We start from the raw sequence: 24,264 nt of genomic DNA, 5'->3' as shown, positions 1-24,264 counted from the left end.
GTCATTGAGGCGGACATGCGTATGACAAAAGTGAAGTACAAGCCGCCGAAAGGCTACAGCGACGCCATGGCGTATCTGCGCGTGGCCGATGCTGCTGCTGCCATCGACTTCTACGAGAAGGCCTTCGATGCCAAGGAGCGCTACCGCCTCATGATGGGCGATCGCGTCGGTCATGCCGAGCTCCTCTTCGGCGAGAGCTGCGTGATGCTTTCCGCCGAGTTCCCCGAGATGGGCGTTCTCGGTCCGCGCAGTCTCGGCGGTACGACCGTGACCATGTGCCTGTATGTCGCTGACGTCGACGCGGTCGTCGAGCGCGCACTGGCAGCGGGTGCCACGATCAGGCGGCCGGTGCAGGACGAGTTCTACGGCGATCGCGCCGGGCAGGTGGAGGATCCCTTCGGCTATGTCTGGATGATCCAGACGCGCATGGAGGATGTCTCGCCGAAGAAGATGCAGAAGCGCCTCGATGAGATGATGGCTGGCACGCCGCAATCCGCGGCGAAGCCGAAAGAAAAGCCGAAGCCGGCAGGCGGCAGGAGGAGCAAATGAGCAATCCGACCCATCGCCCTTCGCAGAACGGCGAGCGCTTCACGGGCCATGGTCCCGAGTGGAAGCCCGCCAACCTTTCCGCAAGCGAGGCCGCGACGGCCACAGCCTGGGTCGAGCAGCGGATCGATCGCCGCTCCATGCTGACCAACAAGGATCGCGTCGAGGACGTGCGCGATGCCATGTGGCAGCTCGAGAAAGAGGGCCAGATCAAGGTCCATCGCATCACGGACCAGCACGAGCCGATCGAGGCCAAGACGCTCTACGGCTGGACGAAGCGCGTTCCGACGACCCAGCTCTGGCATCACAAGAGCTGCGGCCAGTGCGGCAACATCCCAGGCTATCCCGTCTCGCTGCTCTGGCTGCAGAACAAGATCGGCACGAGCTATCTCGACGAGACCGATCAGACATCCTGCACCGCGTGGAACTATCACGGCTCAGGCATCGGCAACATCGAGAGCCTTGCCGCCGTCTTCCTGCGCAATTTCCATCAGGCGTACGTCTCGGCGAAGGCGCAGGGCCTGCCCGAGGGCTACTACTACCCGCTCGTGCACTGCGGCACGTCCTTCGGCAACTACAAGGAAGTGCGCGCCTATCTCATTCATTCCGCGAAGCTACGCGAGAGCGTGACGAAGATCCTCGGCAAGCTCGGCCGTCTCGTCGATGGCAAGCTGCTCATCCCCGAGGAGGTCGTGCACTACTCCGAGTGGTTGCACGTCATGCGCCACCGCATTGCCGATCATCAGACGATCGACGCTTCAGCCGTCCGCGCGACGATCCATCCGGCCTGCCACGTCTACAAGATGGTGCCGGAGGATGCGATCTACGATGACGAGATCCTCGAAGGGAACCGCGTCGCGGTCTCGACCGGGCTCGTCCAGCGGCTCGGCGCCAATGTGATCGACTACAAGACGTGGTACGACTGCTGCGGCTTCGGCTTCCGCCACATCATTTCCGAGCGCGAGTTCACGCGCTCCTTCGCCATCGACCGCAAGATCAGGGTCGCTGTCGAGGAGGCCCAGGCCGACGTCATGATCGGCCATGACACGGGCTGCATCACCACGCTCGACAAGAACCAATGGATCGGTCGCGCGGCGGGTAAGCCTTATGAGCTGCCCGTCCTGGCGGACTGCCAGTTCGCCGCGCTCGTCTGCGGCGCCGACCCTTACAAGATCGTGCAGACGCACTGGCACGCGAGCCCGATCGAGCGGCTGCTCGAAAAGCTCGGCATCGACTGGAAGGCCAAGAAGGCCGAGTTCGAGCAGTACCTCGAGCAGATCAAGTCGGGCGCTGCCGACCAGCTCTATGATCCGCGCCTGCGCATTACGTCGGGGCCGGGCTTCAAGCCGATCAAGCGCGAGGTCATCCCTCCGCCGCCGCCCGGAGAGTAGGCGATGCTCGGTATTACGGATCTCTGGCTGTTCGTGGCCGCGGGGCTGCTGCTCAACATCACGCCCGGCCCGGACATGGCGTACATCATGGGCCGCAGTGCGCAGCTCGGCGCGCGTGCGGGCGCCGTCGCGGCGCTCGGGATCACCGCGGGCTGCTTCGTGCACATTGCGGCGGCGGCGCTGGGCTTATCGGCGATCCTTTCGACATCGGCCGAGGCCTTCTTCATTCTGAAGCTCGTCGGCGCCGTCTATCTCGTGTGGGTCGGCATCTCGCTTCTGCGCAACGCGGGTGTGAGCGACGCTGCTGCATCGAATGGAAGGGCCGCGATCTCGCTCCGCGGCATCTTCCTGCAGGGCTTTCTCACGAACGCGCTCAATCCCAAGGTGGCGCTTTTCTTCCTGGCCTTCCTGCCGCAGTTCATCTCGGCGGGCGCGCCATCGAAGGCGCTCGCCTTCGTCGTGCTCGGCCTGATCTTCTGCGCGACCGGCACGATCGTGTGCCTCATGGTCGCGTGGTTCACGGCGCGCGCCTCGGCCGCGCTGAGTGCCGGCAGTGTCGTGCGCACATGGATGGAGCGCGCGCTCGGCAGCCTCTTCGTCCTGCTCGGTATCAGGCTGGCCTTCCTTCAGCGGAGCCTTTGAGTATGACAAAGCCCATTCTCATCGTCGGCGGCGGGCCGGCGGGCCTCGCGGCGGCGCACGCACTTTCGACTGTCGGGCGTTCCTCGGTGCTGGTCGAGAAGACGGCCATCCTCGGCGGCGCACCGATTCATTCGGGTTACGCCAAGCTCGTGCCTTCGGGCCGCTGGGCCAAAGATGCGATCGGCAGCATGGTCACGCGCGTCGAGAGCAACCCGAGCGTCACGCGCAAGCTCGGCACGACCGTCTCGCGCTTCTCCGGCACGCCCGGCAATTTCATCGCCGAGCTGTCGGACGGCTCGCGCGTCGAAGCCGGCGCGGCGCTCCTCACGACCGGCTTCACGCACTTCGACAGCGTCAACAAGCCGGAGTGGGGCTTCGGCCTCTTTCCCGATGTCGTGACGACGACGCAGGTCGAGCAGATGATCTCGTCAGGTCAGGGCGTGCGCTGTCCGTCTGATGGCCGCAAGCCGAAGCGCGTCGCGATCCTGCTCTGCGTCGGCTCGCGCGACCGCCAGATCGGCCGCGAGTGGTGCTCGAAGATCTGCTGCACGGTCTCGGCCAACCTCGCGATGGAGATCCGCGAGGAGCTGCCGGACTGCCACGTCTACATCTACTACATGGATATCCGCACGTTCGGGCACTACGAGACGGACTACTACTGGCGCAGCCAGGAGGAGTTCAAGGTCAAGTACATCAAGGCGCGCATTGCGGAAGTGACGGGTGACGGCCGCCAGCTCATCGTCAAGGGCGAGGACACGCTCGTGAAGCGGCCGATCACCATTCCCTTCGACATGGTCGTGCACGCCATCGGCATGGACCCGAACGTCGACAACATGACGATTTCGGCCGTGTTCGACGTCGAGCTGCACAAACACGGCTACATCGCGCGCAAGGACACGTACGGCATCATGGGCGCGACCTCGCGGCCGGGCGTGTTCGTCGCCGGCGCGGCCATCGGGCCGGAGACGATCGACGACTCGATCGCGCAGGCCAATGGGGCGGCGCTCTCCGCGCTGGCAGCCGCCGAAGGGCGTCTTCTCGAAGCGGCGGAGTAGGACCGGTCTGATGATCGTCACGCGCAGCCATGCCGAGCCCTATACGATCGAGTTCAGCGACGGCAAGCACACGGGGCTTGCCGATGCGATCGTCGCCGATGGCGGGCGCGAGGCCGGCTTCAAGCCGTTCGCGCTGCTTGAAGCCTCGCTCGCGACCTGCATTGCCATGACGATCCGCATGTATACCGACCGGCACGGCTGGGCGCTGCCGGATCTCGAAGTGCGCGTGAAGTACGACCAGTCGCGCGCGGATGCGCCGGTGCTCCGCTATGACATCGATTTCGGCACGAGCGATCTCGCGCCGGACATTCGCGAGCGTCTGCTCCGCGTCGCCCAGGCCTGCCCCGTGCACAAGGCGCTGTCGAACCCGATGAGCGTCGCTCACAGTGAGCTGGTGGTATGATGGCGGCGGCTCAGCACATCGGCGCGATGGAGGGGCTTGCAGCTCGCCCCGTGCTGCACTTGTCCGGCGCCAAGCTGCGGCTGGCATTGGAAGCGCTGATCCGCGCTGCCGAGCCGATCGGCGGCATCGAGCGTTTCGCGGCGGCCGTGAAGCTCAAGTCCGATGTGCTGCAGGATCGCCTCGCTGGGGGCAAAGCTGCGCACATCGAGCGCGATGCCTTCGAGGACATCGTCATTCTCATGGCGACCGTACGCCGCCGGATTGCAGGCCTGATCGATGCGGCCGGTTGGGCGCGTGTACGCGACGCGATCACCGTGTTGCTGAGCGATGCGCATGTACCGGGCACGGGCGATGCCCGCGTCGCCGCGTTCGTGAAAACCTTCCCCGAGGACAAGACCAATCGCTTCGTGCGCGATCTTGCCTCCGAGCTACTGCACGGCGTGTACCCCGAGCACTATCCGCTCATGCATCGCTGGGTTTGGGACACGCGCACGAACACAGGCGTGCTGCGTGAGATCTGGCACGATCCGGCGACAGGCGATGACGTCGACCATATCGTCATCGACATTCCGGACGGCCACGAGACCTTCCTCGTGCTGCGCGAGGAGCTGTCGCAGTTCCTCTCGGACAACGGCATTTTCCGCGACATGCTCTGGTACGTCGATCTGCTCCAGGCGCAGATTTATGGCGACTACATCAATGCGCAGGGCGGCGCCTATCTGAAGACGGACTTCTCGGCCGAGGCCGATCCGCTCGAGCACACGCGCCGCATCCTTGGCCTCGACCGCATCGCCAAGCGGCGCGGGCGCGGCGCGATCGACGGTGATGCCCTCTCGCTCGATGCGATCAAACAGTTGAACTGAGGCCGGACCGATGCCCATTCACGAGAAATCGCTCATCCGGCCCGAGAACCTCAAGACGCACGACAATCTCGTGATCGAGGGCATCGACGTCTCCGGTCACTGGTCGACCTTCATCGAGTCGCGCGTCGTCACGGACTACAACGAGAACCTCGAGGACGAGATCGCCGCCATGCCGGGTGGCGACAAGATCCATCGCTGCTGGCAGTGCGGCTCGTGCACGAACGCTTGCACGGTCAATGCCATCGAGCCGCGCTTCAACCCGCGCTACTGGATCTACCTGATCCGTATGGGCATGGAGAGCGAGCTTCTCCGCGACAAGGACATCATCTGGCAGTGTGTGTCCTGTCACAAGTGCACGCATATCTGCCCGCGCGACGTCGAGCCCGAAGGCGTGATGAAGGCGACGGCCCATTGGCTCACCATGAAGGGCTATACGCCGCCTTCGCCCTCGCACATCTTCGACGAGGAGTTCACGCACCAGATCGTGCAGCGCGGGCGCATCGAGGACACCGAAGTCTTGCAGAACTTCCTGCGCAAGACGAAGCAGCCGCTCATGCAGGACTGGCTGACCGCGATCGGCTTTGCCATTGCCAAGCGCCTTCCCGTGAAGTGGGGGATCAAGATGGCCTGGGCGCAGATCTTTAAGCCCAAGACGCGCGGCTGGGACAAAGCCCGCATCGCACTCGAGGATTACATCCACGAGGTCGAGAGCGAGCAGAAGGCCGTGATCGCGGGCAAGAGCAAGCCGCAGCAATCACATGCGCCCGTGCGTGAAGCCGCGGAGTGACGCCATGCTGTTCATGATCATCGAGCGCTTCAAGGACTGCAATCCCAAGCCCATCTATCAGCACTTGCGCGACAAGGGCCGCGGGCTGCCCGAGGGCCTCAAGTACATCGATAGTTGGATCGAGCCGAATTTCGATCGCTGCTTCCAGCTCATGGAATGCGACGACGCGCGGCTCATTCAGGCGTGGATCCTGCACTGGGGTGATCTTGCCTCATTCGAGATCGTGCCCGTCGTGCCCTCGAAACAGACGCGCGAGCTTGTCGAAGGCAAGTTCGCTGCCCCGGAGTGATGACATGGTCGACGTGACGGACAAGGCGAAGAAGTACCGCAGCGTCGGCTACTATCCGGGCTGCGCGCTCGAAGGCACGGGCAACGGCTACGATGTCTCGACACGCGCGATCGCGAAGAAGCTCGGCCTCGGCCTGCGCGAGGTCTCCAATTGGAACTGCTGCGGGGCTATGGAGGTCAAGAACGTCGATCCCAAGATCCAGACGTATCTCTCAGCGCGCGTGCTCTCGCAGGCCGTGAACGAGGATCGCGTGGACGTCGTCATGGCGCCGTGCAATGGCTGCTACCACAATCTCAAGAAGGCCGAGCACGATCTCGCGCATGATCCGAAGTCCGTCGAGGTCGTCGAGAAGCTGAGCACGAAGGCCGGTCATAAGGCGTATAAAGCGGGCGAGGCTGAGACGATCCACGCACTCGACTGGCTGAAGGCGACCGTTGGCGAGGATGGATTGCGCGAGCGCACGAAGGGCAAGCTCGCAGGCCTCAAGATTGCGAACTACTACGGCTGCATGTACGTGCGCCCCCGCCACATCTTCCCCGAGAAGGACCAGGGTCCCGGATCGGAGTCGACCAGCCAGCCGCACTTCATGGATGATCTCCTTGCGGCCGCTGGCGCCGAGAACGTGAGCTTCCCACTGAAGACCGCCTGCTGCGGCGGCGCGCATACGCTCTCCGACAGCGATACCTCGACCAAGCTCGTGCTCAATATCCTGCAGGCGGCGGAGGCGTCCGGCGCGGAGGTGATCGCCACGGAATGCCCGACCTGTCATACGGGCCTCGAGATGCACCAGGTGCGTGCCGAGAAGCGCTTCGGCAAGAAGACCAACGTGAAGGTGCTCTATTTCACGCAGCTTCTCGGCCTGGCGCTCGGCATCGGCCCGCGTGCGCTCGGCATTCACACGAATATCTCGGACTCGATGGATCTCATCATCGAGAAGCGGCTGATATGATGAGCGGCGGCACGGCGGCGCGAGATACTGTGACGGGCCCGAAGTGGGACCGCCAGTACGTCGAGGCTGGCTACATCTTCGGTACGGCGCCGAATATATTCCTAACTGCCGAGGCGCATCGCTTCGCACCCAAAGGCCGCATCCTGGTGCCCGGCGATGGCGAAGGGCGCAATGGCGTGTGGCTGGCGGAGCAGGGCTTTGCCGTGACGAGCGTCGAGGCCTCGGCTATCGGCGTCGAAAAGGCTCGGGCCTTGGCGGCCGAGCGCGGCGTGCACCTCGATTTCGTGAACGCCAATCTGGATTCCTGGCATTGGCCGGTCGGCACTTTCGACGGCATTGCCGCGATCTTCGTGCATTTCGAGCCGCACGTGCGCCAGTCCATGCACCATCGGATGCTTGGCGCGCTGAAGCCGGGCGGGATCCTGCTGCTCGAAGCCTTTACGCCGAAGCATGTCGAGAACCGCAAGGCTGGACGTCGCGGCGGTCCACCACCCGAGATGCTTTACACCGCCGAGCTCCTGCGGGAAGATTTCGCAGGCGCGGACATCGAGCTTCTCCATGAGGCGGACGTGAGGCTCGATGAGGGCACCCGGCATCAGGGCCGGGCGCACGTCGTGCGTCTGGTGGCGCGGAGGGCGGCATGAGTGGACAGGCAGCGTACCCGGCTTTTGCCGGTATCGAGGAACGCATCGACGCCATTGCCATGGACGGCAGCACTGCGCCGGCGAGCGCGGCCGCGGAGCTGCTGGCGATCGGTGAGCGTGTGCTCGAAGCGTGGGTCCGCGCGCGTGGAGAAGCCCCGACGGACGCGCGCAAGGAGGGCTTCCGCCTGCTCGCGCTGCATCGCCAGGGGGCGCGTGGCGAGCCGTCCTTCAATGCCTGTCGCGAGACTTGCCGCGAGCTCGTCTACCACTACAACCTGATTGCCTTCGAGCCTGACCATCCGGATACGGGCCACCGCCTGACGCTCGCGGCCATGATCGCGCGGCATCTCATGCTGTTCGTCGGCGGCAAGCTGGAAGTGGCGGGGCTCGGCGAATTCTGCTGTTCCGCGCGGCCCTTGCGCGCGGCTGGACATTGAGCCTTGTCGAGAGGCCGGAACCCGAGATAACGAGCGGCGACGCTCACGCATTGCCGGAGATCTGAAATGCCCGTCGTGAATGGCTGCAACCTCCCGGACCATCTGCTCTACGATGTGGACAACCACATCTGGTTTCAGGAGCAGGGCGACGGCACAGTGAAGGTCGGCATGACCACGGTCGCGACGGCCATGGCCGGCCAGCTCGTTGCCTTCACACCGAAGAAGGTCGGGCGAAAGGTCGACGCGGGCAAGAGCTGCGCGACGGTCGAGAGCGGCAAGTGGGTGGGACCGGCGAAGTCTGCCGCCGCCGGCGAGGTCGTGGCGATCAACGATGCGCTCGTCGCCGATCCGACGCTGGCCAACACCGATCCCTACGACAAGGGCTGGTTCATCATCCTGAAGCCGGAGGATTGGGGCGCGGTGAAACCGGGCCTGACCCTCGGCAGTGCCGTGACCCAGCCCTATGAAGCGAAGATGACGGCCGACGGGTTCTCCGGCTGTACGTGACACCGCGCCGGGTCGCTTTGGACGAGGCTTGGCAGTAGAGTGCCGGGCCATGCGCGATGCCACTGAACAGCCGCCCCCTGCGGGTGCCAGGATCGAAGCCGTCGAGGCCGAGAGCTTTGCCGTCGTCCCCGGACGCGCCGACGCCGGGCTGATCCTGCTCTGCGATCATGCCGGCAATGCCTTTCCGCCGGAGTACGGCACCCTCGGCCTGCCCGAGTCGCAGCTCCGCCGCCACATTGCCTATGACATCGGCGCTGCCGCCGTAACGCGCGCGCTTGCTGCCGCGCTCGACGTGCCGGCAGTGCTCACACGCTTCTCGCGCCTGCTCATCGATCCCAATCGCGGCGCCGATGATCCGACGATGATCATGCGGCTCTCGGACGGCGCGGTGATCCCGGGAAATCGTCATCTCGATGCGGCCGAGAGGGAAAAGCGCACCACGCGCTACTATCGCCCCTATCACAACATGATCGAGGACGTGATCGAGCGCTGCATTGCCGCAGGCGTGCCTCCCGCCATCATTTCGATCCATAGTTTCACTGAAAGCTGGAAGGGCGTGCCGCGCCCGTGGCATGTCGGCATTCTCTGGGATCGCGACATGCGGCTATCTGCGCCCATGCTCGACTATTTCAATGCCGATGGCGGTCTCATTGTCGGCGACAACGAGCCCTACAAGGGCAGCCTCGAAGGGGACTGCCTCTGGCAGCACGCGACCGCGCGCGGGCTTGCGAATGCGCTGATCGAGATACGACAGGATTTGATCCGAGAGCCCCAAGGCCAGCAGCAGTGGGCAGATCGGATCGTTGCGCTTGTTCATGCGTTGAAAGGGCGGCCGGATCTCAATCTCGACCGCCTTTGATGCGGTCTGTGCGAACAGGAGAAGCGAGCCATGGCGAAGATCGACAAAGCGACGACGACCGAGCTCGAGGCGGCTGCATTCCGCCGGCTGGTCGAGCATCTGCGCACGCGCACCGACGTGCAGAACATCGACCTCATGAACCTCGCCGGCTTCTGCCGCAACTGCCTCTCGAACTGGTATCAGGAGGCCGCGAAGGCCACCGGGCACGAGATCAGCAAGGATGAGGCGCGCGAGATCGTCTACGGGATGCCCTACAAGGACTGGCAGGCGAAGTATCAGAAGGAAGCCACGGCCGAGCAGAAGGCCGCCTTCGAGAAGTCGCATCGTCATTGATCGATTAGACTGCACCTCGGCGCGGGAGTCCCCTCTCCCCGCTTGCGGGGAGAGGGTTAGGGTGAGGGGCAGCGGCAGACGCCGACGTCAGCGCAAGCGGCCGCCCCTCACCCCGACCCTCTCCCCATTGAAGACAATGGGGAGAGGGAGAAGTAATGGATGCCCAAGCCCGTAACGCCTCGGCTGACGACCGACTGCGTCGCCGTCGACGCCAAGGGGCGCGTGCTGCTCATTCGGCGAAAGAATCCGCCGTACGTCGGGCACTACGCGCTGCCGGGCGGGTTCGTCGATGTCGGCGAGACGGTCGAGGATGCATGCCGGCGCGAGCTGATGGAGGAGACCGGCGTCAAGGCCGGCTCGCTGCACCTGGTCGGCGTCTATTCCGATCCGAAGCGCGATCCGCGCTTTCATACGGCGGCCGTCGTGTATCTGACGCGCGTGCGCGCGCCCAAGGCCGTGGCGGGTGACGACGCTGCAGCGGCGGAGTGGGTGGAGGATTGGCGCAAGGCGGAGCTCGCCTTCGATCATGGGCAGATCCTGCGCGATGCCATGCGCCTTTTGAAGAAACTGTCGACTGGGGCAACGAGCGCCTGAGCGCACATCCGGCTTTCCAGAAAACTAGGATACGTGATGACCGGACTTCTCCGGCCGGTGACGGCTCTTTTGCTCAGCGCATCGATCCTGATGATGGGCAATGGGCTCTTCGGCGTTCTCGTGCCGATCCGGGCCAATATCGAGCACTTCTCGTCCTACGATATTGGCTTGATGGGCTCGTCCCACTTCGCAGGCCTGATGATCGGCTGCCTGCTGTGGCCGCGCGTGATCGGGACTGTCGGGCACATTCGCGCCTTCGCCGCCCTGACGGCGCTGGCAACGATGACGCCGCTCCTCCATGCCATTTGGACGATTGCACCCGTCTGGTGGATCCTGCGCGCGCTGAACGGCCTCGTTTTCGCGGGCCTCTTCATGATCATCGAGAGCTGGCTGACTGGCGCATCGCAGCCTGAGACGCGCGGGCGCGTCCTCGGCGCCTACGCTATGACCAACCTGACGGTCGTCACCGGCGGTATGCTGCTCATATCAACCGGCAATCCGGCGAGCTTCGAGCTCTTCTCGCTCGTCGCCATTCTCTATTCGCTCGCGGCCGTCCCGATTGCGCTGACGCCGCGCAGCGCGCCGCAACCGCCGCCCAGAGCCAAGATGCGCCTCGGATGGCTCATGACGGTTTCACCGGCGGCGGTGTTCGGCTGCTTTGCAGCCGGCATCGTCAACTCGGGCTTCTGGACGTTCTCGCCGCTCTTCGCGCAAGGCGCCGGGCTTTCCGTGCGCGATACCTCGCTTTTCATGTCGCTGTGCGTGCTCGGCGGGGCGATCAGCCAGTGGCCGATCGGGCGCCTCTCGGATCAGCTCGGCCGGCGCGCTGTCGGCATCGTCGTGTGTACGGTCGCTGCGGCGGGGGGCGCGTCGCTCTATCTCATGGCGAATAACGGTGCCGCGGTGCTGTTCCTGCTTGGTGCGCTCTACGGCGCCATGGCGTTCACGGTCTACACGCTGTGCGTGGCGCACGCGAACGATCTCGTGCACCGCAAGCGCGCCGTGGAAGTCTCGAGCGGGCTGCTGCTCGTGTTCTCTGTGGGCGCCATTCTCGGGCCGATGATGGCTTCGGCGCTCATGCAGGCATTCGGGCACGGCGGATTGTTCCTGCACACGGCAATCGCCCACGCGAGCATTGCGATCGTCATGCTGCTGCGCGTTCAAGTGCGTCCGAAGCTTCCGACTGCGCGTACGGAGCCGTTCGTCGTGGTGCCGAAGACAACGCCTGCTGTCTTCGAGCTCGATCCGCGCGCCGAGCAGTCGTCCGAGACGTCCAAGGAAGCCGCGGCGGTACGCTGAACGTGCGCGTCAGAGGCTCGACCAGAGCAACGTGAGCCCGGCGACGAGCAGGATGGCGAGCACGAGCCGGTCATAGCGGTGATCATCGAGGCGGCGGTAAATGCGCTGGCCGATGAAGGCGCCGATGAGCGTGCCGGGCAGCGCGAAGAGCACCGCGCGACCGAGCTCTGCCGTCACGAGGCCCGCGGCGGCGTGTGCCATGAGCGAGACCGTCAGGATCGTCAGGTTGAAGCCCTGGAAGACGGCGCGGCGCGCATCCTTGCCCCAGTTCCGCAGGCTCGCCCAGATCGTCGGCAGCGCGCCGGAGAGCCCCGCGAGCCCGCCGAGAATGCCGCCTGCAAGGCCGATGATGCCATCCGCAATGCGGCCGCCCCAATGGACAGTCGGGCGGAAGCTGCCGAGCAGCATGACCGTGCAATAGGTCGTGACGACGATGCCGACGCCGAGCTTCACTGCTTGCACCGAGACCATCACGAGCAGCCACGTCCCGAGCGGAATGCCGATCAAACCGCCAATGAGAAAAGGCGCAAGGCGGCGCCAGTCGAGCGCGTGCCAGATCGAGGGCAGCGACTGCAGTTGCGCCACGACAGAGCAGACGAGCACGAGCGTTGCCGCGACCGTGACGGGGAGGGCGTGCAGCCAGAGCACGAGCGCCGTCATGCCAGTCCCGAAGCCGGTGAGCCCGTTGACGAGCCCGCCGGCAAAGGCGCCGGCGATGATGAGCAGAACGTCCGCAGTCATGAGAGGCCCGCCGCGTGATGGGAGGAGATATGGGCGGGCGTCGCCGCCGTCGGATGGGCAGTGGAGATGAGATGCCGCCAGATCAGACGGCACGCATGACACTAGCAGAGCCCGCGCCCCGCCAGTATGCCGTCGGGTGCAGATCCGAGCTTCAGATCTCGACGATCAGCTTCCCTGTGACCTGTCGCTTGTCGAGGGCCGTGATCGCCTCGCCGATGCGCGCGAGCGGGTAGGTCGCGTGAACGTGCGGTTTGAGACGCCCTTTCGCACACCAGTCCAGAACCTCGATCATGTTCGCGCGGTGCTGCTCGGGCTCGCGCATGATCATCTCGCCCCAGAAGACGCCGACCGCGGCGGCATTCTTGAGCAGGAAGAGATTGAGCGGGATCTTCGGGATTGCACCCGCCGCGAAGCCGATCACGAGCAGGCGGCCGCCCCAGGCGATGGAGCGCAGGGCCGCTTCGGAATAGTCGCCGCCGACGCAGTCGTAGACGACGTCGACGCCCTTGCCGCCGGTCAGCTCGCGCAAGCCGGTCTTGAGATCGGAGGTCGCATAGTTGAGCAGCTCGTCGGCACCATGCTCGCGGCAAATGGCGAGCTTCTCCGCACTGGAGGCAACGGCGATCACGCGCGCGCCCATGAGCTTGGCGATCTCGACGGCCGCAAGCCCCGCGCCGCCTGAGGCGCCGAGCACGGCAACGCTCTCGCCGGCCTTGAGCCCGCCGCGATCCTTGAGGCCGTGCATGGCGGTGCCGTAGGTCACGCTGATGCCGGCGGCGGCTTTGTCGCTGACGCCCTCGGGGATCGGGATCATGAGCTTGGCCGGCACCGCGACCTTCTCGCGCGCCCCGCCCCAGGCAATGTAGCCGCACACGCGCTGACCAGCCTTCAGGTCGCGCACATTGGCGCCCACGGCCTCCACGACGCCCGCGATTTCGGCGGCTGGTGAGAAGGGAAGGTCCGGTTTGAACTGGTATTTGCCGCGCGTGATCAGCGTGTCGAGGAAGTTGAGGGCCGCCGCGCGCACCCGCACCACGACCTCATCCGGCCCGGGGACCGGATCCGCGATCTCCTTGATCACGATAGCCTCGGGACCTTCCAGCGACTTGCACAGGGCGGCCTTCATGTGACACCTCCTCAATGAATTCAGTGCCCTCCGACCGGGAGCGCCCGTGACATGAGTACGACGCCGGCTCAGCCCGTCAACCGCGGCTACTTCGCCATTGGTGCCGAGCGCATATCCAAAAGCCTCAACGTCGGCAACCTGATGCGCTCCGCACATGGCTTCGGTGCGAGCTTCACGTTCACCGTCGGGGCCACCTACCAGGCGCGCGAAGCTGCCGCTGATACCTCTAGGGGGCTCCAGCATCTCCCACACTACAACTGGGCCAGCCTCGAGGACATGGTGCTGCCGCAGGGCTGCAAGCTCGTGGGCATAGAGCTCATCGAGGATGCCATCGACCTCCCGAGCTTCCGCCATCCGCTGCGGGCGGCCTATGTGCTCGGGCCGGAGCGCGGATCCCTTTCGCCTCAGATGCTTGCGCGTTGCGACTACACTGTCAAAATACCGACCACGTTCTGTATCAACGTGGCCATGGCGGGGGCCATCGTCATGTATGATCGCGTACGATCGCTCGGCCGATTCGCGGCGCGGCCGGTGGGCGAGGGCGGGCCGATGGTCGGTCCCGAGCCGCATGTGCAAGGCGGGCGCGTCGTCCGTCGCGGGGAACAATAATCGGTCGGCGGACGTAATGTGCCGGTAGAGCGCCGCACGAGAATGGAGAATTGCAGGCTCATGTCTCATCGGGGATGGACGCGCGCCGTCACGCTGCGCGCCGCCGCTACGGTGGCGGCCGTGGCGCTTGCCGGCAGCATCGCGCTCGCGCAGAACATCAAATCCATCGGCACGTTCTCGAGCTGGACGGCATTTTCGCACGGCGATGGCGGGAGCCTGCTGTGCTTTGCGACTGCGCAGCCGACCAAACAGGAACCGTCGGGCGCCAAGCGCAGCCCGGCCTTCATCTATGTCTCGAGCTGGCCCAAGGACGGCGTGAAGGCCGAGGTCAGCGTGCGCGTCGGCTATCCGCTGCGCGGGGGGAGCGAGGTGACGCTCGCGGTCGGCAGCACGAACTTCAAGCTGTTCGTGCATGGGGATCGCGCCTACGTCGCCGATGCGGGCGACGAGCTGAAGCTTCTCGATGCCATGCGCAAGGGCTCGACCATGACGGTGATGGGCACATCCGAGCGCGGCACGACGACGACCGACACCTACTCGCTCGCCGGCATCTCGCAGGCGCTTCAGGCTGTCGCGACGAGCTGCAAGTAAGCATCGAATCCCCTCTCCCCGCGCGCGGGGAGAGGGCTAGGGTGAGGGGCAGCGGCATACGCTGACGTCGCGCGAGTTCCCGCCCCTCATCCCCACCTTCTCCCCGTAAGAACGGGGAGAAGGGGAAGGAGTCATCCCGGTTTTCCGGCCCTCAGCCGCGCGATCGTTGGCAGGATCGTGCGCTCGAGTGCGTCCTGCGTGATCGGGCCGACGTGCTTGTAGGCAACGCGACCCTGGCCATCGAGGATGAAGGTCTCGGGCATCCCGTAGACGCCCCATTCGATGGCCGTGCGCCCGGACGTGTCGGCACCGACGGCGGCATATGGATTTCCGTAGCGACCGAGGAAGCGGCGCGCATTGGCGGCGGCATCCTTGTAGTTGATGCCGAGCACCGGCACGCTCGCCTTCTGTGCAATCTCGATGAGCAGCGGATGCTCCTCGACGCACGGGAGGCACCACGAGGCCCAGAAGTTGACGACCGTCACCGCGCCCTTCTGCAGCAGCTCGGACGTGAGCAGCGGGACGGCGCGCGGGCCCTCCTGCAGGCCTTCGATCGCAGTCAATGCGAGAGCCGGCGCCGGCTTGCCGATCAGCGCTGATGGCAGTCTTGCAGGATCGCCCTTGGTGAGCGCGAAGGCGAACATCACGGCCATGGCGCCGAACAGCACGAGCGGTACCAGTATCAGCAGCCGCCTGCGGCGAGGCGCGGATGGCGCATCCGTCGTGCGGTCCGTCATTGGCCGCTATCCCCGGCGCGCGACCGGCGGCGCACGCCGCGGGCTTCGAGCGCGTCGAGCGCACGCTGTTGGCGGCGGCCGTCGAAAATCAGCCAGGCGACGAGCGTGATCATGACCGCCGCGACGATCGCATAGGAAGCGATGATGAAGGCTGCGTGCGGCCCTAGGTTCATGGTGCTCAGCCTTTCGCGCCCGCAGGGAGGCCGGCACCGGCGCGGCTGACCTCGGCGAGCGTCAGCGCCTTCACGCGGCGGCGCAGGATCTCATTGCGCATGGCCATCAGGTGCATCGCGGTGAAGGCGAGAACGAAGCCCACGGCCATGACGAGCAGCGGAACGAGGATCGATGCGTGAATGCTCGGACCGCCGAAGCGCAGCACGCTTGCCGGCTGATGCAGCGTATTCCACCATTCGACGGAGAACTTGATGATCGGCAGCAGGACGATGCCGACGAGCGCGAGAATTGCGGTCAGCTTGCTGGCGAGGGCCTCGTCGTCGAGCGAGGAGCGCAGTGCCATCAGCCCGAGATAGAGAAAGAAGAGAATGAGGACGGATGTGAGCCGCGCGTCCCATACCCAATAGGCGCCCCACATGGGCCGGCCCCAGAGCGCGCCGGTGATGAGCGCGAGAAAGGTGAAAGCGGCACCGAGCGGCACGGCCGCCTTGGCAGAGACGTCGGCGAGGGGGTGGCGGAAGACCAGAAGCCCGAAGCTCGAGATCGCGACCAGCAGATAGATGCCCATGGCGAGCCAGGCCGAGGGCACGTGGATGAACATGATCTTGACGGTTTGGCCCTGCTGGTAGTCGGGCGGGGCTGAGAAGAACGCGAGATAGAGGCCGAATGCAATGAATGCAGCGGCGATGCCCCCCAACCACGGCAACGCGGTCGCGCTGAGCGACATGAAGCGGGTCGGATTGGCAAGGCGGCTCGTGAGGTTCTGGGCGCTCGTCTGCATGGCGATGACTTAGATGCAGTTGATCCGGCCGGCAAGCAGCCGCGGCATTCGCGCGCGTGCCCCTGCTTTAGCCCGCGACAACCGGTTTCAGGGCCTCGATGAGCAGGCGCACCTGCACTTCCTCGTCGCCGACGGCGAGCTGGGCCGCGAACCAGTCCTGGACCATCCGGCAAACCCGCTCGGGTGCGGCTCGTGCAAGCGAACGGGCATCAGAGAAGAGCTGGAGGTCCATGGGGCTCCAGCCGCGCTTGGCGAGCTGAATGGCGAGCTGGTCGTAGTCGTCGCGCGTCGGCTGGCGGTGCTGGGCCGGCGTGCGGCGGCCCTCGACGATGGCGGTGAAGATCGCGGAAGCCTGGCGCTGCAGCGAGGGCGTGTGCTCGGAGGCGCTCGTGAGCTCCACGATCAGCGGATTGGTCTCGCCCTGCGAGATGAAGCCGTAGCAGGCATCGACGCTGTGCTGCGAGAGACGTTCGAGGTTCTCGAGGAATGCGGTCGCGACCGTCTTCAGGTGCTGCGGGCTCGCGGCTAGGGCATCCGTCACGTGCTTGCGGCGCAGTGCGACAAGCTGCTCGGCAAGATGTTGCGAGATCGCCTTGTCGGCCTTTCCTTCGGCCTTGAGGCGGGCCGTGTCGCGCACGCGCTCGCCGTACCAGTCCGGGAACTCGGTCTTGAGCAGTTTCCAGAGGGCCGTGCGCTGGAACTGGCGATCGACCTCGACCGGATCGGTCGCATAGTCGGCTGGCGCCTGCTTCCGCGCCTCGGGACTGGCCGAAACCGTCGGCGGCGTCGATGACTGCGGCGCCGAGGCGGACGAAACACGATTGACGATGGGGTCGAGCTGCCCCGTGGCGTGAAGGGCAAAGACTCCCCCGCCGATGAGCACGAGGAGTGCGACGGCGGCGATCGCGAGCTTCGGCAAGCGGCGACGCGGCGGCTCGTCGGCCCAGGCATCGTCTTCATCCCCGCCATGCGGCGGCATGGCGCTGCCAGCGGCAGGCTGTGGGCTGCGGAGCGGTGCTGTCGGATTGGTTCGGACCGGAGCCTCGCCCATGGGCTGGCCGGTGGCCGGCTGGCGGCCAGCCGGTCCGCGCGCGCCCGGCTGAGGCTGATGAGCGCCAGCCTCGCGCGTCCGGCGGGCTGCTGCCTCGCGTCGGGCTGCCTCTGCGGCGATCACCTCGCGCGGATCGGAGTGGCGTGCCGGCGCCTGCCCGGGGCGATCCTTCGGACCAGCATCCAGGCCGGCTGGATCACCGCCCCCTTGCACGGTCTTGCGGCGGGCTTCGGCCTCCCAGCTCGCGGGATCCTTCGCGATATGTGCGCGGTCGCGCGCCGTGTCTGCCCTCGGCTCCGCAGGCCCTGCTTTTGCAGCAGGTGCGTCGGCAGGCCGCGGAGCAGCCTGAGTTGGAGGCGGTGCCGGCGGCGGGGGAGCCTGGGTTGGGACCTCGGGCATCTTGGGGAATGCGTCGGAGGCGGGCTTCCAGTCCGTAAAGCCTTGTCGCCACACGAGATCGGTCGGCAGAAGATAGCCGAGCTCGATGATCTTCTCCATTTCCGCGGCGCTGATCGGACCGTGCTGCTGCCCGTCGCGCGCCAGATACCATTCAATGGGTTGATCGGCTTGCGACATGAGTCCCGTCGTTCTCGAAGTGCTGATGGCCGGTCATGCTCGGTTCGGCAACGCTTTCGCGGAACGCAAATTGAACGCCGCGCCGCGTGCCCCTAATACCACACCTGAGCACGCATCGTCGCGCATTGCGGCAAAATTCCGAGTTTTTCCGATACCGCGATCATGGGTCGCTGCTGAACTGCGCGCCACAAGTGCCTCTGAGCGTACGCTAGAGGCCAACCGCGGCAATCAGGTGGCAGACGCCTCAGGTTGCATCCTTGAATTGCGCGTCGACCGGGACTTTGTAGGCGTTCGCGAGACGGTTGGTCATGTTGGCGAGCCCGACGACCGCATAGAGCTCATTGATCTGAGCTTCCGTCGCTCCCTTGGCGCGTGCAGCCGCTGTGTGCGAGGCCATGCAGTACTCGCAGTTGTTGGTGATCGAGATGGCGACATAGACGAGCTCCTTGGTCAGCGGGTCCAGGTGTCCGGGCCCCATGATGGCCTTGAGGCTCTCCCAGGTGTGCTTGAGCATGCGCGGCTCGTGGGCGAGATAACGCCAGAAATTGTTGATCGTCTTGACCTTGCGCGTCGCTTTGATGTCGTCGAAGACGGCGCGCACCTCGGGGCTTGCAGTGCGGGGATCGACGGGCTTCATTGAGTGCTCCTTTTTGCGCGGGGGATCGGCGAAGTGTCCCGCATCGCCTTGCCGGGCGTCAACAACCGGCCGCGGAGGTTCGCATGGTGGGCGATAGTGCAATGAGCGCGTCCGACGATCCGGCGGCCGTGGCAGCGGCCATCGAGGTGCTCGACCGCCATATCGCGGCGCTGAATGCCAAGGACGATGTCGCGCTCGCCGCAACGCTGCACTTTCCGCACTATCGTCTGTCCGGCGCCGGCATGCGGATCTGGGAAAGCCCGGAGCGCTACTTCGCTGATTTCCGCGCCCGCGCCGGCGGCGACTGGCATCACAGCGCGTGGGACTTCCGCAAGGTCATCGCGGCGTCCCCAGAGAAGGTTCATCTCGACGTGCAGTTCACGCGCTACCGCGCCGACAACTCGGCCATCGCAAGCTATCGCTCCATCTGGGTGGTCACGCGCATCGAGGGGAGATGGGCGGCTGAGCTGCGGTCGAGCTTCGCGCCGTGAGATCTATCGTACAGGCGGCGCGGCATCCTTGAAGAGGGCGCGGGCATTGCCATGCGCGATCTTGGCCGCGATCTCGGGTGGCAACTCCGCGAGCCAGCGCCGATAGCCGGCGATGATCTCGCCGTAGCTCGCCCACCGCTCGTTGATCCAGGTGTCCGAGCCAATGAGGAAGCGGTCGGGATAGCGCTCGAACAGGGCGCGCCACGCAGGCGACAGCCGTCCACCTTCGGTTATGCCGCCGCGATAGGAGAGCTCGCCCCAGAGCGTCGGATACTTGTCCAGGAGTGCCGCAACGCGTGCCGGCTCGAGCGAGAAGCCCGTGTGGGCCCAGATGATGCGGCTCTTGGGATTATGAGCGAACAGGATCTCGATGGCTTCCGCATCGGCATGTGCGTGCAGGTAGAGGTCGTGCGCGACAGCGAAGTCGACGGTCTTGCGCACCCAGTCGGTGGCGGCGGCGCGACCCGTAAGGTGGAACTCGCCGACCCCGCGATAGCCGCCACGCGCGTATTCCTCGCGCACGAGGTCGTAGATCGAGGGATCGTTGAACCAACTGCCGATGTCGGCCCGAATGCGATAGGGCCGGATGAAGGGCACGACCCAAAGCCCCTCGGCCTTCCCCACGGCTTGGGCGGCGACGAGCGCGCGCGTGCCGTCGTTCGGCCGGCTCGTCGCGAGGATGCCCGTGACGCGGTGCTTCTTGAAGAGCGCGAGCACCTCGTCGAGCGAGAAGTAGGGCTTTGGCTCCCAATTGTAGTGAAGATGAGCATCGAAGATCTCGATGGGCTCGGCAGCGCTCGCGCGCGGCACCACGCCGAACAGGACGATAATCCCAAGAAGCAGTCCGAGGAGCTTACAGAGATGCGTGATCTTCATGGGGCTTGCTCCGCGACTTTCGGGGCTGTCCAATGTCGCGTGAGCTTCGACGGCAGCCCTGCGTCCGTCAACTGCACGGCGTGATCGGCATACGTATGATCCAAGCATCGTAAGCTCATTCGACCGCCTCGGCGCCATCTTGCTCAATCCACTGGCACGCCATCGGAATCTGAATATCTCAAATTGACGTATGTCCGTACGAATGCAATTTTGTCCCTCCACGCGAGGCACTGTGTAAAGCGGGCGCGCGATGGGAATTCAAGGTCTGGGGAGGCCTCATATGCAGGATCGGCCTGTGAATGCAGGCGTGAGCGGCTTTCTGCCGTCTCAGGCCGCACGTCTGAAGTGTCGTAGCGGCGAGATCACGGGACACACCGCGGGTCAGGCGCCGGGATTCGTGCAGGGCAACCTGTGCATCCTGCCGAAGGCCTATGCCACCGACTTCGCCGCTTTCTGCCAGCGCAATCCTAAGCCCTGCCCAGTCATAGGTATGGGGGCCGTCGGCGATCCGGCGCTTCCCGATCTCGGCGACATCGACATCCGCACGGACGTGCCGCGATACCGCGTCTTCAAGAATGGCGAATGCGTCGATGAGCCGACGGACATCCGCGGCTACTGGACCGACGACCTCGTGACGTTCGTACTCGGATGCTCCTTCTCATTCGAGCAGCCGCTGATCGACGAGGGCATCTCGCTCTATCACATCGAGCGCGATACGGTCGTCTCGATGTATCGCACGTCGATCGATTGCGCACCGGCCGGGCCGTTCAGCGGCAAGATGATCGTGTCCATGCGCATGATGACGCCGGCGGACGCCATTCGCGCCATCCAGGTCACGTCGCGCTTCCCAGCCGTGCACGGGGCGCCCGTACACATCGGCATTCCCGAGGCGATCGGCATCAAGGACCTGATGGCGCCCGATTTCGGCGATCCGCCGCCGGTTGTCGAAAAGGGAATGCTCCCCGTATTCTGGGCGTGCGGGGTCACGCCGCAATCCGTCGTTCTTAATGCCCGCCCGCCGCTCTGCATTACCCACAAGCCGGGCTCGATGCTCATTACGGATCGCCTGAACAGCAAGCTGGCGGCGTTGTGACGGACGGTTGAGCTGAATTCCGAATGTCTCAAAGGGAGGAAGTACTGATGAAGTTCAAATTACCTGCTGCCTGCGTCGCCGCGACCCTCGCGGCAGCAGCGTCCATTCCGGTTTGGGCGCAGGATCTTCAGCCGCGCACCTTCAATGCCGTCGGGACGTGGAACTTTCTGACCAACTGGCAGAAGATGGAGCAGCCCTTCTGGACGGAAGATCTGCCCAAGGCGACGGGCGGCAAGCTCAAGGGCAACATCAAGTCGATCACCGAGGTGAACCTGAAGGGCACGGAGGTCGTGCGCCTGCTCAAGCAGGGCGTGTTCGACTTCGCTGCCGCGCTGCCGATCTACGTCGAGGATGGCGGCGCGATCATCGAGGCGTCCGACATCGCCGGCGTTGCGCGCGACTTCAAGATGGGCCGCGAAATCGTGAATGCCTGGCTGCCCGAAATGCAGAAGGCCATGGCGCGCAACGGCGCGACGATCCTCGGCACGTTCACCTTCCCGGAGCAGGTCATCTTCTGCAGAGGCGAGATCAACAGCATCGATGACCTGAAGGGCAAGAAAGTCCGCGTCCAGGGCACATCGCAGGCTGATTTCGTTGCGGCGCTCGGCGGCGTCGGTGTGACGATCGCCTTCGGCGAGGTCGTGCCGGCGCTGGAGAAGGGCGTCACCGACTGCGGTGTGACAGGCACGATGCCCGGCTACAAGGCCAAGTGGTACGAGGTCGTGAACACGCTGATCCGCCTGCCCGTGAACTACACGGTCGGCGTTTGGGTCGTGAATACGAACGTCTGGAACAAGCTGCCTGAGGCGACCCGGACGGTCATTCAGGCGGAGATGAAGAAGCTCGAGGACAAAGCGTGGAAGGTCATCGAGGAAGAGACCGAGGAGGGCATCGCCTGCAACACCGGTAACGGTGCTTGCTCGGTGGGCCCGCCAGGCAAGCTGAAGCTGTTCGTGCCTTCGGGTGACGCCATGAAAGAGCGCAAGAAGGCCATCGACGAGCAGGTGCTTGCGGCGTGGGCGAAGCGTTGCGGTGCCGAGTGCGCTGCGAAGTGGACCGAGCTTGTCGGCAGCAAGTACGGCCTGACGGCCAAGGCCAACTAACAGTCCGCGCAAAAAGGGGAAGGCCCGGGATCGTCTCCTGGGCCTTTTATTTATAATGACGGATATGCTTCGCACGCTGCTGTCCGAGACGCCGGCATGGCAGTTCGCTGCCGTTGCCGTAGCGCTTCTCGTGCTGATCGTCCTGCGTGATCCCGCTTGGCGGCTGATCTCGGCGCTCGCGCAAATCGGCATCTGGCTAGGCGGGACATTGCTCTTTTCGGCAGCAATCATCGTCACAGCCGAGGTGCTGCTGCGGAAGGGAGCGGGCGCGATGCTCGGCGCGAGCTTCCTGTTCTCTGGTTCGGACGAGATTTCCGGCTATCTCTTCGCGGTAGGAACGAGTCTTTCGATGGCCTACGTGCTCGTCAATCGCGGTCACGTGCGCATTGACGTCCTCTATATCCAGTTCGGACCGACAGCCCGCGCGATCATGGATATCATCGCGCTCCTGGCCCTGTTCGTCTTCGTGTTCGCCCTTCTCGAGCGCGCCATCGACGTGGCGATGACGAGCTATGTCGAAGGCATCCGCTCGAACACGCAGCTCCGCATTCCGCTCGCCTGGGCGCAGATCCCCTGGGCTTACGGTATCGGCCTGTTCTTCCTCGCGATCATGGTGGCGCTGATCCGCTCGATTGCCTGCGTTCTGAAGGGGGATTGGGGCGGTGTCCGAGCGATCGCAGGTGTCGCGACGACGGAGGAGGAGATCGAGGCCGAACTGAAAGGCCTGGACGTCCGCGGCCAGAAGCCGGGCGCAGGAGCTTAAATCACATGCTGGCAACTGCTCTTCTGCTTCTGCTCGGCCTGCTTGCGATCAGCGTGCCCGTCGCCGCCGTCATGGGCGTTCTCGGTCTGGCGCTGAACGATTTCTTCGCCGCCATGCCGCTGCAGCGCGCCATGGGCGAGATCATCTGGAACTCGTCGAGCGAGTACATCCTGATTGCGATCCCGTTGTTCGTGATGCTCGGCGAGATTCTGCTCAGGGCCGGCATTGCCGAGCGCGTCTACAACGCAGCGGCGCAGTGGCTTTCGTGGCTGCCGGGCGGCCTCATGCACGCCAACATCGGCACCTCGGCGATGTTTGCCGCGACTTCCGGCTCGAGCGTGGCGACAGCCGCGACGATCGGCACCGTCGCCATTCCCCAGATCAGGCAGCGCGGCTACGACGAGCGTCTCTTCCTCGGCAGTATTGCCGCGGGCGGCACGCTCGGCATTCTCATTCCGCCCTCGATCAATTTCATCCTGTACGGCCTGCTGACCAACACGTCGGTGCCGCGTCTGTACCTCGCCGGCTTCATTCCGGGGGCGCTGCTTGCCGCCCTGTTCATGCTGATCATTCTGCTTTTCTGCCTGATCGATCGCCGCAAAGGCGGGGCGCCTATGGAGACGTCGTGGGCGAAGCGCATCCGCGTCTTGCCGGACCTGCTGCCGCCGATGTTCATCTTCTTGGCCGTGGTCGGCTCGATCTATGCAGGTTGGGCCACGCCGACGGAGGCGGCCTCGCTCGGTGTCGTGGCAGCGCTCGTCCTCGCCGTCTGGGAGCGTCGGCTTTCCTTCTCGATGCTGCGCGCGGTCGCCGAAGGCACCATGCGCACGACCGCCATGATCATGCTGATCATCATGGCGGCGCAGTTCCTCAACTTCGTGCTCGCCGCGATCGGCCTCACGGACGGGCTTGGGCAATGGATCCAGAGTCTCGGCCTCGGCAAGTACGGCACGATGCTGCTCATCATCGCGTTCTATGTCGTGCTCGGCTGCTTCATGGAGACGATCTCCATGATGATCCTGACGACGCCGTTCATCGCGCCCATCGTCTTCGCACTCGGTTGGGATCCGATCTGGTGGGGCATTGTGCTGACGGTAATGATCGAGGTCGCGCTCATTACACCGCCGGTGGGGCTCAATCTCTACGTCGTGCAAGGCATGCGGGACCGCGGACCGGTTACTGACGTCATTTGGGGCGCTTTGCCGTTCGTCGCCGCCATGCTGGCGCTCGTTGGGTCGCTGATGGTATGGCCTGATCTCGCACTTTGGTTGCCCAAGGTGGTGATGGGTTAGCTCCGCGCGTGTGCTGCGGCCCTCA

31 protein-coding genes are annotated in these 24,264 nt (G+C 64.9%); 23 read left to right on the top strand and 8 right to left on the bottom strand.

Annotation, left to right across the window (positions count from 1 at the left end):
* Positions 1–15 precede the first annotated feature (15 nt).
* The 16 genes from CS1BSM3_RS27440 to CS1BSM3_RS27365 all read left to right on the top strand — a co-directional run bounded on the left by CS1BSM3_RS27440 (position 16) and on the right by CS1BSM3_RS27365 (position 11,598).
* Complete coding sequence (locus CS1BSM3_RS27440; RefSeq protein ID WP_210188837.1) at positions 16–549, top strand: VOC family protein; 534 nt, start codon at positions 16–18, stop codon at positions 547–549.
* On the top strand, positions 546–1,937 hold the full coding sequence (locus CS1BSM3_RS27435) for a heterodisulfide reductase-related iron-sulfur binding cluster (RefSeq protein ID WP_072393648.1): 1,392 nt from the start codon (positions 546–548) through the stop codon (positions 1,935–1,937). Before CS1BSM3_RS27440 ends, CS1BSM3_RS27435 begins: the two co-directional genes overlap by 4 nt.
* Positions 1,938–1,940: 3 nt before the next feature.
* Entirely contained in the window at positions 1,941–2,579 is a 639-nt protein-coding gene (locus CS1BSM3_RS27430) for a LysE family translocator (RefSeq protein ID WP_072393645.1), read from the top strand.
* A 2-nt stretch (positions 2,580–2,581) separates the two neighbouring features.
* Entirely contained in the window at positions 2,582–3,634 is a 1,053-nt protein-coding gene (locus CS1BSM3_RS27425; protein ID WP_072393643.1) for an FAD-dependent oxidoreductase, read from the top strand.
* Between the two features lie 10 nt (positions 3,635–3,644).
* A complete protein-coding gene (locus CS1BSM3_RS27420) occupies positions 3,645–4,037 on the top strand; it encodes an OsmC family protein (RefSeq protein ID WP_072393640.1) in 393 nt (130 codons plus the stop codon).
* A complete protein-coding gene (locus CS1BSM3_RS27415; RefSeq protein ID WP_072393638.1) occupies positions 4,034–4,900 on the top strand; it encodes a hypothetical protein in 867 nt (288 codons plus the stop codon). Before CS1BSM3_RS27420 ends, CS1BSM3_RS27415 begins: the two co-directional genes overlap by 4 nt.
* Before the next feature lie 10 nt (positions 4,901–4,910).
* Complete coding sequence (locus CS1BSM3_RS27410) at positions 4,911–5,687, top strand: 4Fe-4S dicluster domain-containing protein (RefSeq protein ID WP_072393635.1); 777 nt, start codon at positions 4,911–4,913, stop codon at positions 5,685–5,687.
* A gap of 4 nt (positions 5,688–5,691) precedes the next feature.
* The gene (locus tag CS1BSM3_RS27405; protein ID WP_072393632.1) at positions 5,692–5,976 is read left to right on the top strand and encodes a DUF3303 domain-containing protein; all 285 of its coding nucleotides are present in this window, start codon (positions 5,692–5,694) and stop codon (positions 5,974–5,976) included.
* Positions 5,977–5,980: 4 nt separating this feature from the next.
* Positions 5,981–6,925, top strand: coding sequence for a CoB--CoM heterodisulfide reductase iron-sulfur subunit B family protein (locus CS1BSM3_RS27400; protein WP_072393629.1), 945 nt, complete (start codon positions 5,981–5,983; stop codon positions 6,923–6,925).
* A complete protein-coding gene (locus CS1BSM3_RS27395; protein WP_210188836.1) occupies positions 6,922–7,569 on the top strand; it encodes a class I SAM-dependent methyltransferase in 648 nt (215 codons plus the stop codon). The genes CS1BSM3_RS27400 and CS1BSM3_RS27395 overlap by 4 nt, the downstream gene beginning before the upstream one ends.
* Complete coding sequence (locus tag CS1BSM3_RS27390) at positions 7,566–8,006, top strand: hypothetical protein (RefSeq protein ID WP_072393626.1); 441 nt, start codon at positions 7,566–7,568, stop codon at positions 8,004–8,006. The genes CS1BSM3_RS27395 and CS1BSM3_RS27390 overlap by 4 nt, the downstream gene beginning before the upstream one ends.
* A 66-nt stretch (positions 8,007–8,072) precedes the next feature.
* Entirely contained in the window at positions 8,073–8,513 is a 441-nt protein-coding gene (locus tag CS1BSM3_RS27385; RefSeq protein ID WP_072393623.1) for a biotin/lipoyl attachment domain-containing protein, read from the top strand.
* 49 nt (positions 8,514–8,562) lie between these two features.
* Positions 8,563–9,372 (top strand): N-formylglutamate amidohydrolase, encoded by an 810-nt coding sequence (locus CS1BSM3_RS27380; protein WP_083528939.1) that lies wholly within the window; start codon positions 8,563–8,565, stop codon positions 9,370–9,372.
* 30 nt (positions 9,373–9,402) lie between these two features.
* Complete coding sequence (locus tag CS1BSM3_RS27375; RefSeq protein ID WP_072393621.1) at positions 9,403–9,705, top strand: DUF1244 domain-containing protein; 303 nt, start codon at positions 9,403–9,405, stop codon at positions 9,703–9,705.
* A 159-nt stretch (positions 9,706–9,864) separates the two neighbouring features.
* Entirely contained in the window at positions 9,865–10,299 is a 435-nt protein-coding gene (locus CS1BSM3_RS27370) for an NUDIX domain-containing protein (RefSeq protein ID WP_072393619.1), read from the top strand.
* A gap of 36 nt (positions 10,300–10,335) precedes the next feature.
* Positions 10,336–11,598 (top strand): MFS transporter, encoded by a 1,263-nt coding sequence (locus tag CS1BSM3_RS27365; protein ID WP_072393616.1) that lies wholly within the window; start codon positions 10,336–10,338, stop codon positions 11,596–11,598.
* Positions 11,599–11,607: 9 nt separating this feature from the next.
* Here the strand turns inward: CS1BSM3_RS27365 and CS1BSM3_RS27360 are convergent, their stop codons facing one another.
* A complete protein-coding gene (locus CS1BSM3_RS27360) occupies positions 11,608–12,339 on the bottom strand; it encodes a sulfite exporter TauE/SafE family protein (protein ID WP_072393614.1) in 732 nt (243 codons plus the stop codon).
* A gap of 151 nt (positions 12,340–12,490) precedes the next feature.
* Positions 12,491–13,465 carry an NADPH:quinone oxidoreductase family protein gene (locus tag CS1BSM3_RS27355; RefSeq protein ID WP_072393611.1) on the bottom strand — a complete coding sequence of 325 codons (975 nt, stop codon included), beginning with the start codon at positions 13,463–13,465 and terminating at the stop codon, positions 12,491–12,493.
* Positions 13,466–13,516: 51 nt separating this feature from the next.
* On the opposite strand from CS1BSM3_RS27355, the gene CS1BSM3_RS27350 reads away from it, so the two are divergent.
* Positions 13,517–14,074, top strand: coding sequence for an RNA methyltransferase (locus tag CS1BSM3_RS27350; protein WP_072393608.1), 558 nt, complete (start codon positions 13,517–13,519; stop codon positions 14,072–14,074).
* A gap of 60 nt (positions 14,075–14,134) precedes the next feature.
* Positions 14,135–14,665 (top strand): invasion associated locus B family protein, encoded by a 531-nt coding sequence (locus CS1BSM3_RS27345; protein ID WP_072393606.1) that lies wholly within the window; start codon positions 14,135–14,137, stop codon positions 14,663–14,665.
* Positions 14,666–14,796: 131 nt separating this feature from the next.
* Here the strand turns inward: CS1BSM3_RS27345 and CS1BSM3_RS27340 are convergent, their stop codons facing one another.
* The 5 genes from CS1BSM3_RS27340 to CS1BSM3_RS27320 all read right to left on the bottom strand — a co-directional run bounded on the left by CS1BSM3_RS27340 (position 14,797) and on the right by CS1BSM3_RS27320 (position 18,621).
* Positions 14,797–15,402: a DsbE family thiol:disulfide interchange protein gene (locus CS1BSM3_RS27340; protein WP_072393604.1), complete on the bottom strand. Its 606-nt coding sequence runs from the start codon at positions 15,400–15,402 to the stop codon at positions 14,797–14,799.
* On the bottom strand, positions 15,399–15,575 hold the full coding sequence (gene ccmD / locus CS1BSM3_RS27335) for a heme exporter protein CcmD (protein ID WP_072393602.1): 177 nt from the start codon (positions 15,573–15,575) through the stop codon (positions 15,399–15,401). The genes CS1BSM3_RS27340 and ccmD overlap by 4 nt, the downstream gene beginning before the upstream one ends.
* Before the next feature lie 5 nt (positions 15,576–15,580).
* Positions 15,581–16,357 (bottom strand): heme ABC transporter permease, encoded by a 777-nt coding sequence (locus tag CS1BSM3_RS27330; protein ID WP_072393599.1) that lies wholly within the window; start codon positions 16,355–16,357, stop codon positions 15,581–15,583.
* Between the two features lie 67 nt (positions 16,358–16,424).
* The gene (locus CS1BSM3_RS27325) at positions 16,425–17,984 is read right to left on the bottom strand and encodes a DUF4339 domain-containing protein (RefSeq protein ID WP_072393596.1); all 1,560 of its coding nucleotides are present in this window, start codon (positions 17,982–17,984) and stop codon (positions 16,425–16,427) included.
* Positions 17,985–18,228: 244 nt separating this feature from the next.
* Positions 18,229–18,621: a carboxymuconolactone decarboxylase family protein gene (locus CS1BSM3_RS27320; RefSeq protein WP_072393593.1), complete on the bottom strand. Its 393-nt coding sequence runs from the start codon at positions 18,619–18,621 to the stop codon at positions 18,229–18,231.
* Positions 18,622–18,722: 101 nt separating this feature from the next.
* Here CS1BSM3_RS27320 and CS1BSM3_RS27315 point away from each other — a divergent pair, with 101 nt between their 5' ends.
* Positions 18,723–19,112: a hypothetical protein gene (locus CS1BSM3_RS27315; RefSeq protein WP_143149377.1), complete on the top strand. Its 390-nt coding sequence runs from the start codon at positions 18,723–18,725 to the stop codon at positions 19,110–19,112.
* A gap of 3 nt (positions 19,113–19,115) precedes the next feature.
* Here the strand turns inward: CS1BSM3_RS27315 and CS1BSM3_RS27310 are convergent, their stop codons facing one another.
* Positions 19,116–19,988 (bottom strand): amidohydrolase family protein, encoded by an 873-nt coding sequence (locus CS1BSM3_RS27310; RefSeq protein ID WP_072393586.1) that lies wholly within the window; start codon positions 19,986–19,988, stop codon positions 19,116–19,118.
* Positions 19,989–20,268: 280 nt separating this feature from the next.
* Between CS1BSM3_RS27310 and CS1BSM3_RS27305 the strand changes: the two genes are divergently transcribed.
* From CS1BSM3_RS27305 to CS1BSM3_RS27290, 4 genes are read left to right on the top strand one after another with little or no spacing between them, the layout of a single operon-like run.
* Entirely contained in the window at positions 20,269–21,081 is an 813-nt protein-coding gene (locus CS1BSM3_RS27305) for a putative hydro-lyase (protein ID WP_072393584.1), read from the top strand.
* A gap of 47 nt (positions 21,082–21,128) precedes the next feature.
* On the top strand, positions 21,129–22,184 hold the full coding sequence (locus CS1BSM3_RS27300) for a TRAP transporter substrate-binding protein (protein WP_072393581.1): 1,056 nt from the start codon (positions 21,129–21,131) through the stop codon (positions 22,182–22,184).
* 55 nt (positions 22,185–22,239) lie between these two features.
* Entirely contained in the window at positions 22,240–22,947 is a 708-nt protein-coding gene (locus CS1BSM3_RS27295) for a TRAP transporter small permease subunit (RefSeq protein ID WP_072393578.1), read from the top strand.
* A gap of 5 nt (positions 22,948–22,952) precedes the next feature.
* Entirely contained in the window at positions 22,953–24,239 is a 1,287-nt protein-coding gene (locus CS1BSM3_RS27290; RefSeq protein ID WP_072393575.1) for a TRAP transporter large permease, read from the top strand.
* Positions 24,240–24,264 lie beyond the last annotated feature (25 nt).

It is taken from the genome of Hyphomicrobium sp. CS1BSMeth3 (genome assembly GCF_900117415.1).
Taxonomy (GTDB): Bacteria; Pseudomonadota; Alphaproteobacteria; order Rhizobiales; family Hyphomicrobiaceae.
Note: the sequence above shows the minus strand (reverse complement) of the source record. Positions and strands in the feature narration are given on the sequence as shown.

Excerpts from the sequence above, each read along its gene's own strand:
- CS1BSM3_RS27385 (WP_072393623.1), top strand. The coding sequence starts at position 8,073 with ATGCCCGTCGTGAATGGCTGCAACCTCCCGGACCATCTGCTCTACGAT.
- CS1BSM3_RS27395 (WP_210188836.1), top strand. The coding sequence starts at position 6,922 with ATGATGAGCGGCGGCACGGCGGCGCGAGATACTGTGACGGGCCCGAAG.
- CS1BSM3_RS27300 (WP_072393581.1), top strand. The coding sequence starts at position 21,129 with ATGAAGTTCAAATTACCTGCTGCCTGCGTCGCCGCGACCCTCGCGGCA.
- CS1BSM3_RS27410 (WP_072393635.1), top strand. The coding sequence starts at position 4,911 with ATGCCCATTCACGAGAAATCGCTCATCCGGCCCGAGAACCTCAAGACG.
- CS1BSM3_RS27370 (WP_072393619.1), top strand. The coding sequence starts at position 9,865 with ATGCCCAAGCCCGTAACGCCTCGGCTGACGACCGACTGCGTCGCCGTC.
- CS1BSM3_RS27435 (WP_072393648.1), top strand. The coding sequence starts at position 546 with ATGAGCAATCCGACCCATCGCCCTTCGCAGAACGGCGAGCGCTTCACG.
- CS1BSM3_RS27325 (WP_072393596.1), bottom strand. The coding sequence starts at position 17,984 with ATGTCGCAAGCCGATCAACCCATTGAATGGTATCTGGCGCGCGACGGG.
- CS1BSM3_RS27400 (WP_072393629.1), top strand. The coding sequence starts at position 5,981 with ATGGTCGACGTGACGGACAAGGCGAAGAAGTACCGCAGCGTCGGCTAC.
- CS1BSM3_RS27340 (WP_072393604.1), bottom strand. The coding sequence starts at position 15,402 with ATGACGGACCGCACGACGGATGCGCCATCCGCGCCTCGCCGCAGGCGG.
- CS1BSM3_RS27430 (WP_072393645.1), top strand. The coding sequence starts at position 1,941 with ATGCTCGGTATTACGGATCTCTGGCTGTTCGTGGCCGCGGGGCTGCTG.
- CS1BSM3_RS27425 (WP_072393643.1), top strand. The coding sequence starts at position 2,582 with ATGACAAAGCCCATTCTCATCGTCGGCGGCGGGCCGGCGGGCCTCGCG.
- CS1BSM3_RS27290 (WP_072393575.1), top strand. The coding sequence starts at position 22,953 with ATGCTGGCAACTGCTCTTCTGCTTCTGCTCGGCCTGCTTGCGATCAGC.
- CS1BSM3_RS27320 (WP_072393593.1), bottom strand. The coding sequence starts at position 18,621 with ATGAAGCCCGTCGATCCCCGCACTGCAAGCCCCGAGGTGCGCGCCGTC.
- CS1BSM3_RS27305 (WP_072393584.1), top strand. The coding sequence starts at position 20,269 with ATGCAGGATCGGCCTGTGAATGCAGGCGTGAGCGGCTTTCTGCCGTCT.
- CS1BSM3_RS27345 (WP_072393606.1), top strand. The coding sequence starts at position 14,135 with ATGTCTCATCGGGGATGGACGCGCGCCGTCACGCTGCGCGCCGCCGCT.
- CS1BSM3_RS27375 (WP_072393621.1), top strand. The coding sequence starts at position 9,403 with ATGGCGAAGATCGACAAAGCGACGACGACCGAGCTCGAGGCGGCTGCA.
- CS1BSM3_RS27365 (WP_072393616.1), top strand. The coding sequence starts at position 10,336 with ATGACCGGACTTCTCCGGCCGGTGACGGCTCTTTTGCTCAGCGCATCG.
- CS1BSM3_RS27355 (WP_072393611.1), bottom strand. The coding sequence starts at position 13,465 with ATGAAGGCCGCCCTGTGCAAGTCGCTGGAAGGTCCCGAGGCTATCGTG.
- CS1BSM3_RS27420 (WP_072393640.1), top strand. The coding sequence starts at position 3,645 with ATGATCGTCACGCGCAGCCATGCCGAGCCCTATACGATCGAGTTCAGC.
- CS1BSM3_RS27350 (WP_072393608.1), top strand. The coding sequence starts at position 13,517 with ATGAGTACGACGCCGGCTCAGCCCGTCAACCGCGGCTACTTCGCCATT.
- CS1BSM3_RS27440 (WP_210188837.1), top strand. The coding sequence starts at position 16 with ATGCGTATGACAAAAGTGAAGTACAAGCCGCCGAAAGGCTACAGCGAC.
- CS1BSM3_RS27310 (WP_072393586.1), bottom strand. The coding sequence starts at position 19,988 with ATGAAGATCACGCATCTCTGTAAGCTCCTCGGACTGCTTCTTGGGATT.
- CS1BSM3_RS27380 (WP_083528939.1), top strand. The coding sequence starts at position 8,563 with ATGCGCGATGCCACTGAACAGCCGCCCCCTGCGGGTGCCAGGATCGAA.
- CS1BSM3_RS27295 (WP_072393578.1), top strand. The coding sequence starts at position 22,240 with ATGACGGATATGCTTCGCACGCTGCTGTCCGAGACGCCGGCATGGCAG.
- CS1BSM3_RS27360 (WP_072393614.1), bottom strand. The coding sequence starts at position 12,339 with ATGACTGCGGACGTTCTGCTCATCATCGCCGGCGCCTTTGCCGGCGGG.
- CS1BSM3_RS27415 (WP_072393638.1), top strand. The coding sequence starts at position 4,034 with ATGATGGCGGCGGCTCAGCACATCGGCGCGATGGAGGGGCTTGCAGCT.
- CS1BSM3_RS27405 (WP_072393632.1), top strand. The coding sequence starts at position 5,692 with ATGCTGTTCATGATCATCGAGCGCTTCAAGGACTGCAATCCCAAGCCC.
- CS1BSM3_RS27315 (WP_143149377.1), top strand. The coding sequence starts at position 18,723 with ATGAGCGCGTCCGACGATCCGGCGGCCGTGGCAGCGGCCATCGAGGTG.
- CS1BSM3_RS27330 (WP_072393599.1), bottom strand. The coding sequence starts at position 16,357 with ATGCAGACGAGCGCCCAGAACCTCACGAGCCGCCTTGCCAATCCGACC.
- ccmD (WP_072393602.1), bottom strand. The coding sequence starts at position 15,575 with ATGAACCTAGGGCCGCACGCAGCCTTCATCATCGCTTCCTATGCGATC.
- CS1BSM3_RS27390 (WP_072393626.1), top strand. The coding sequence starts at position 7,566 with ATGAGTGGACAGGCAGCGTACCCGGCTTTTGCCGGTATCGAGGAACGC.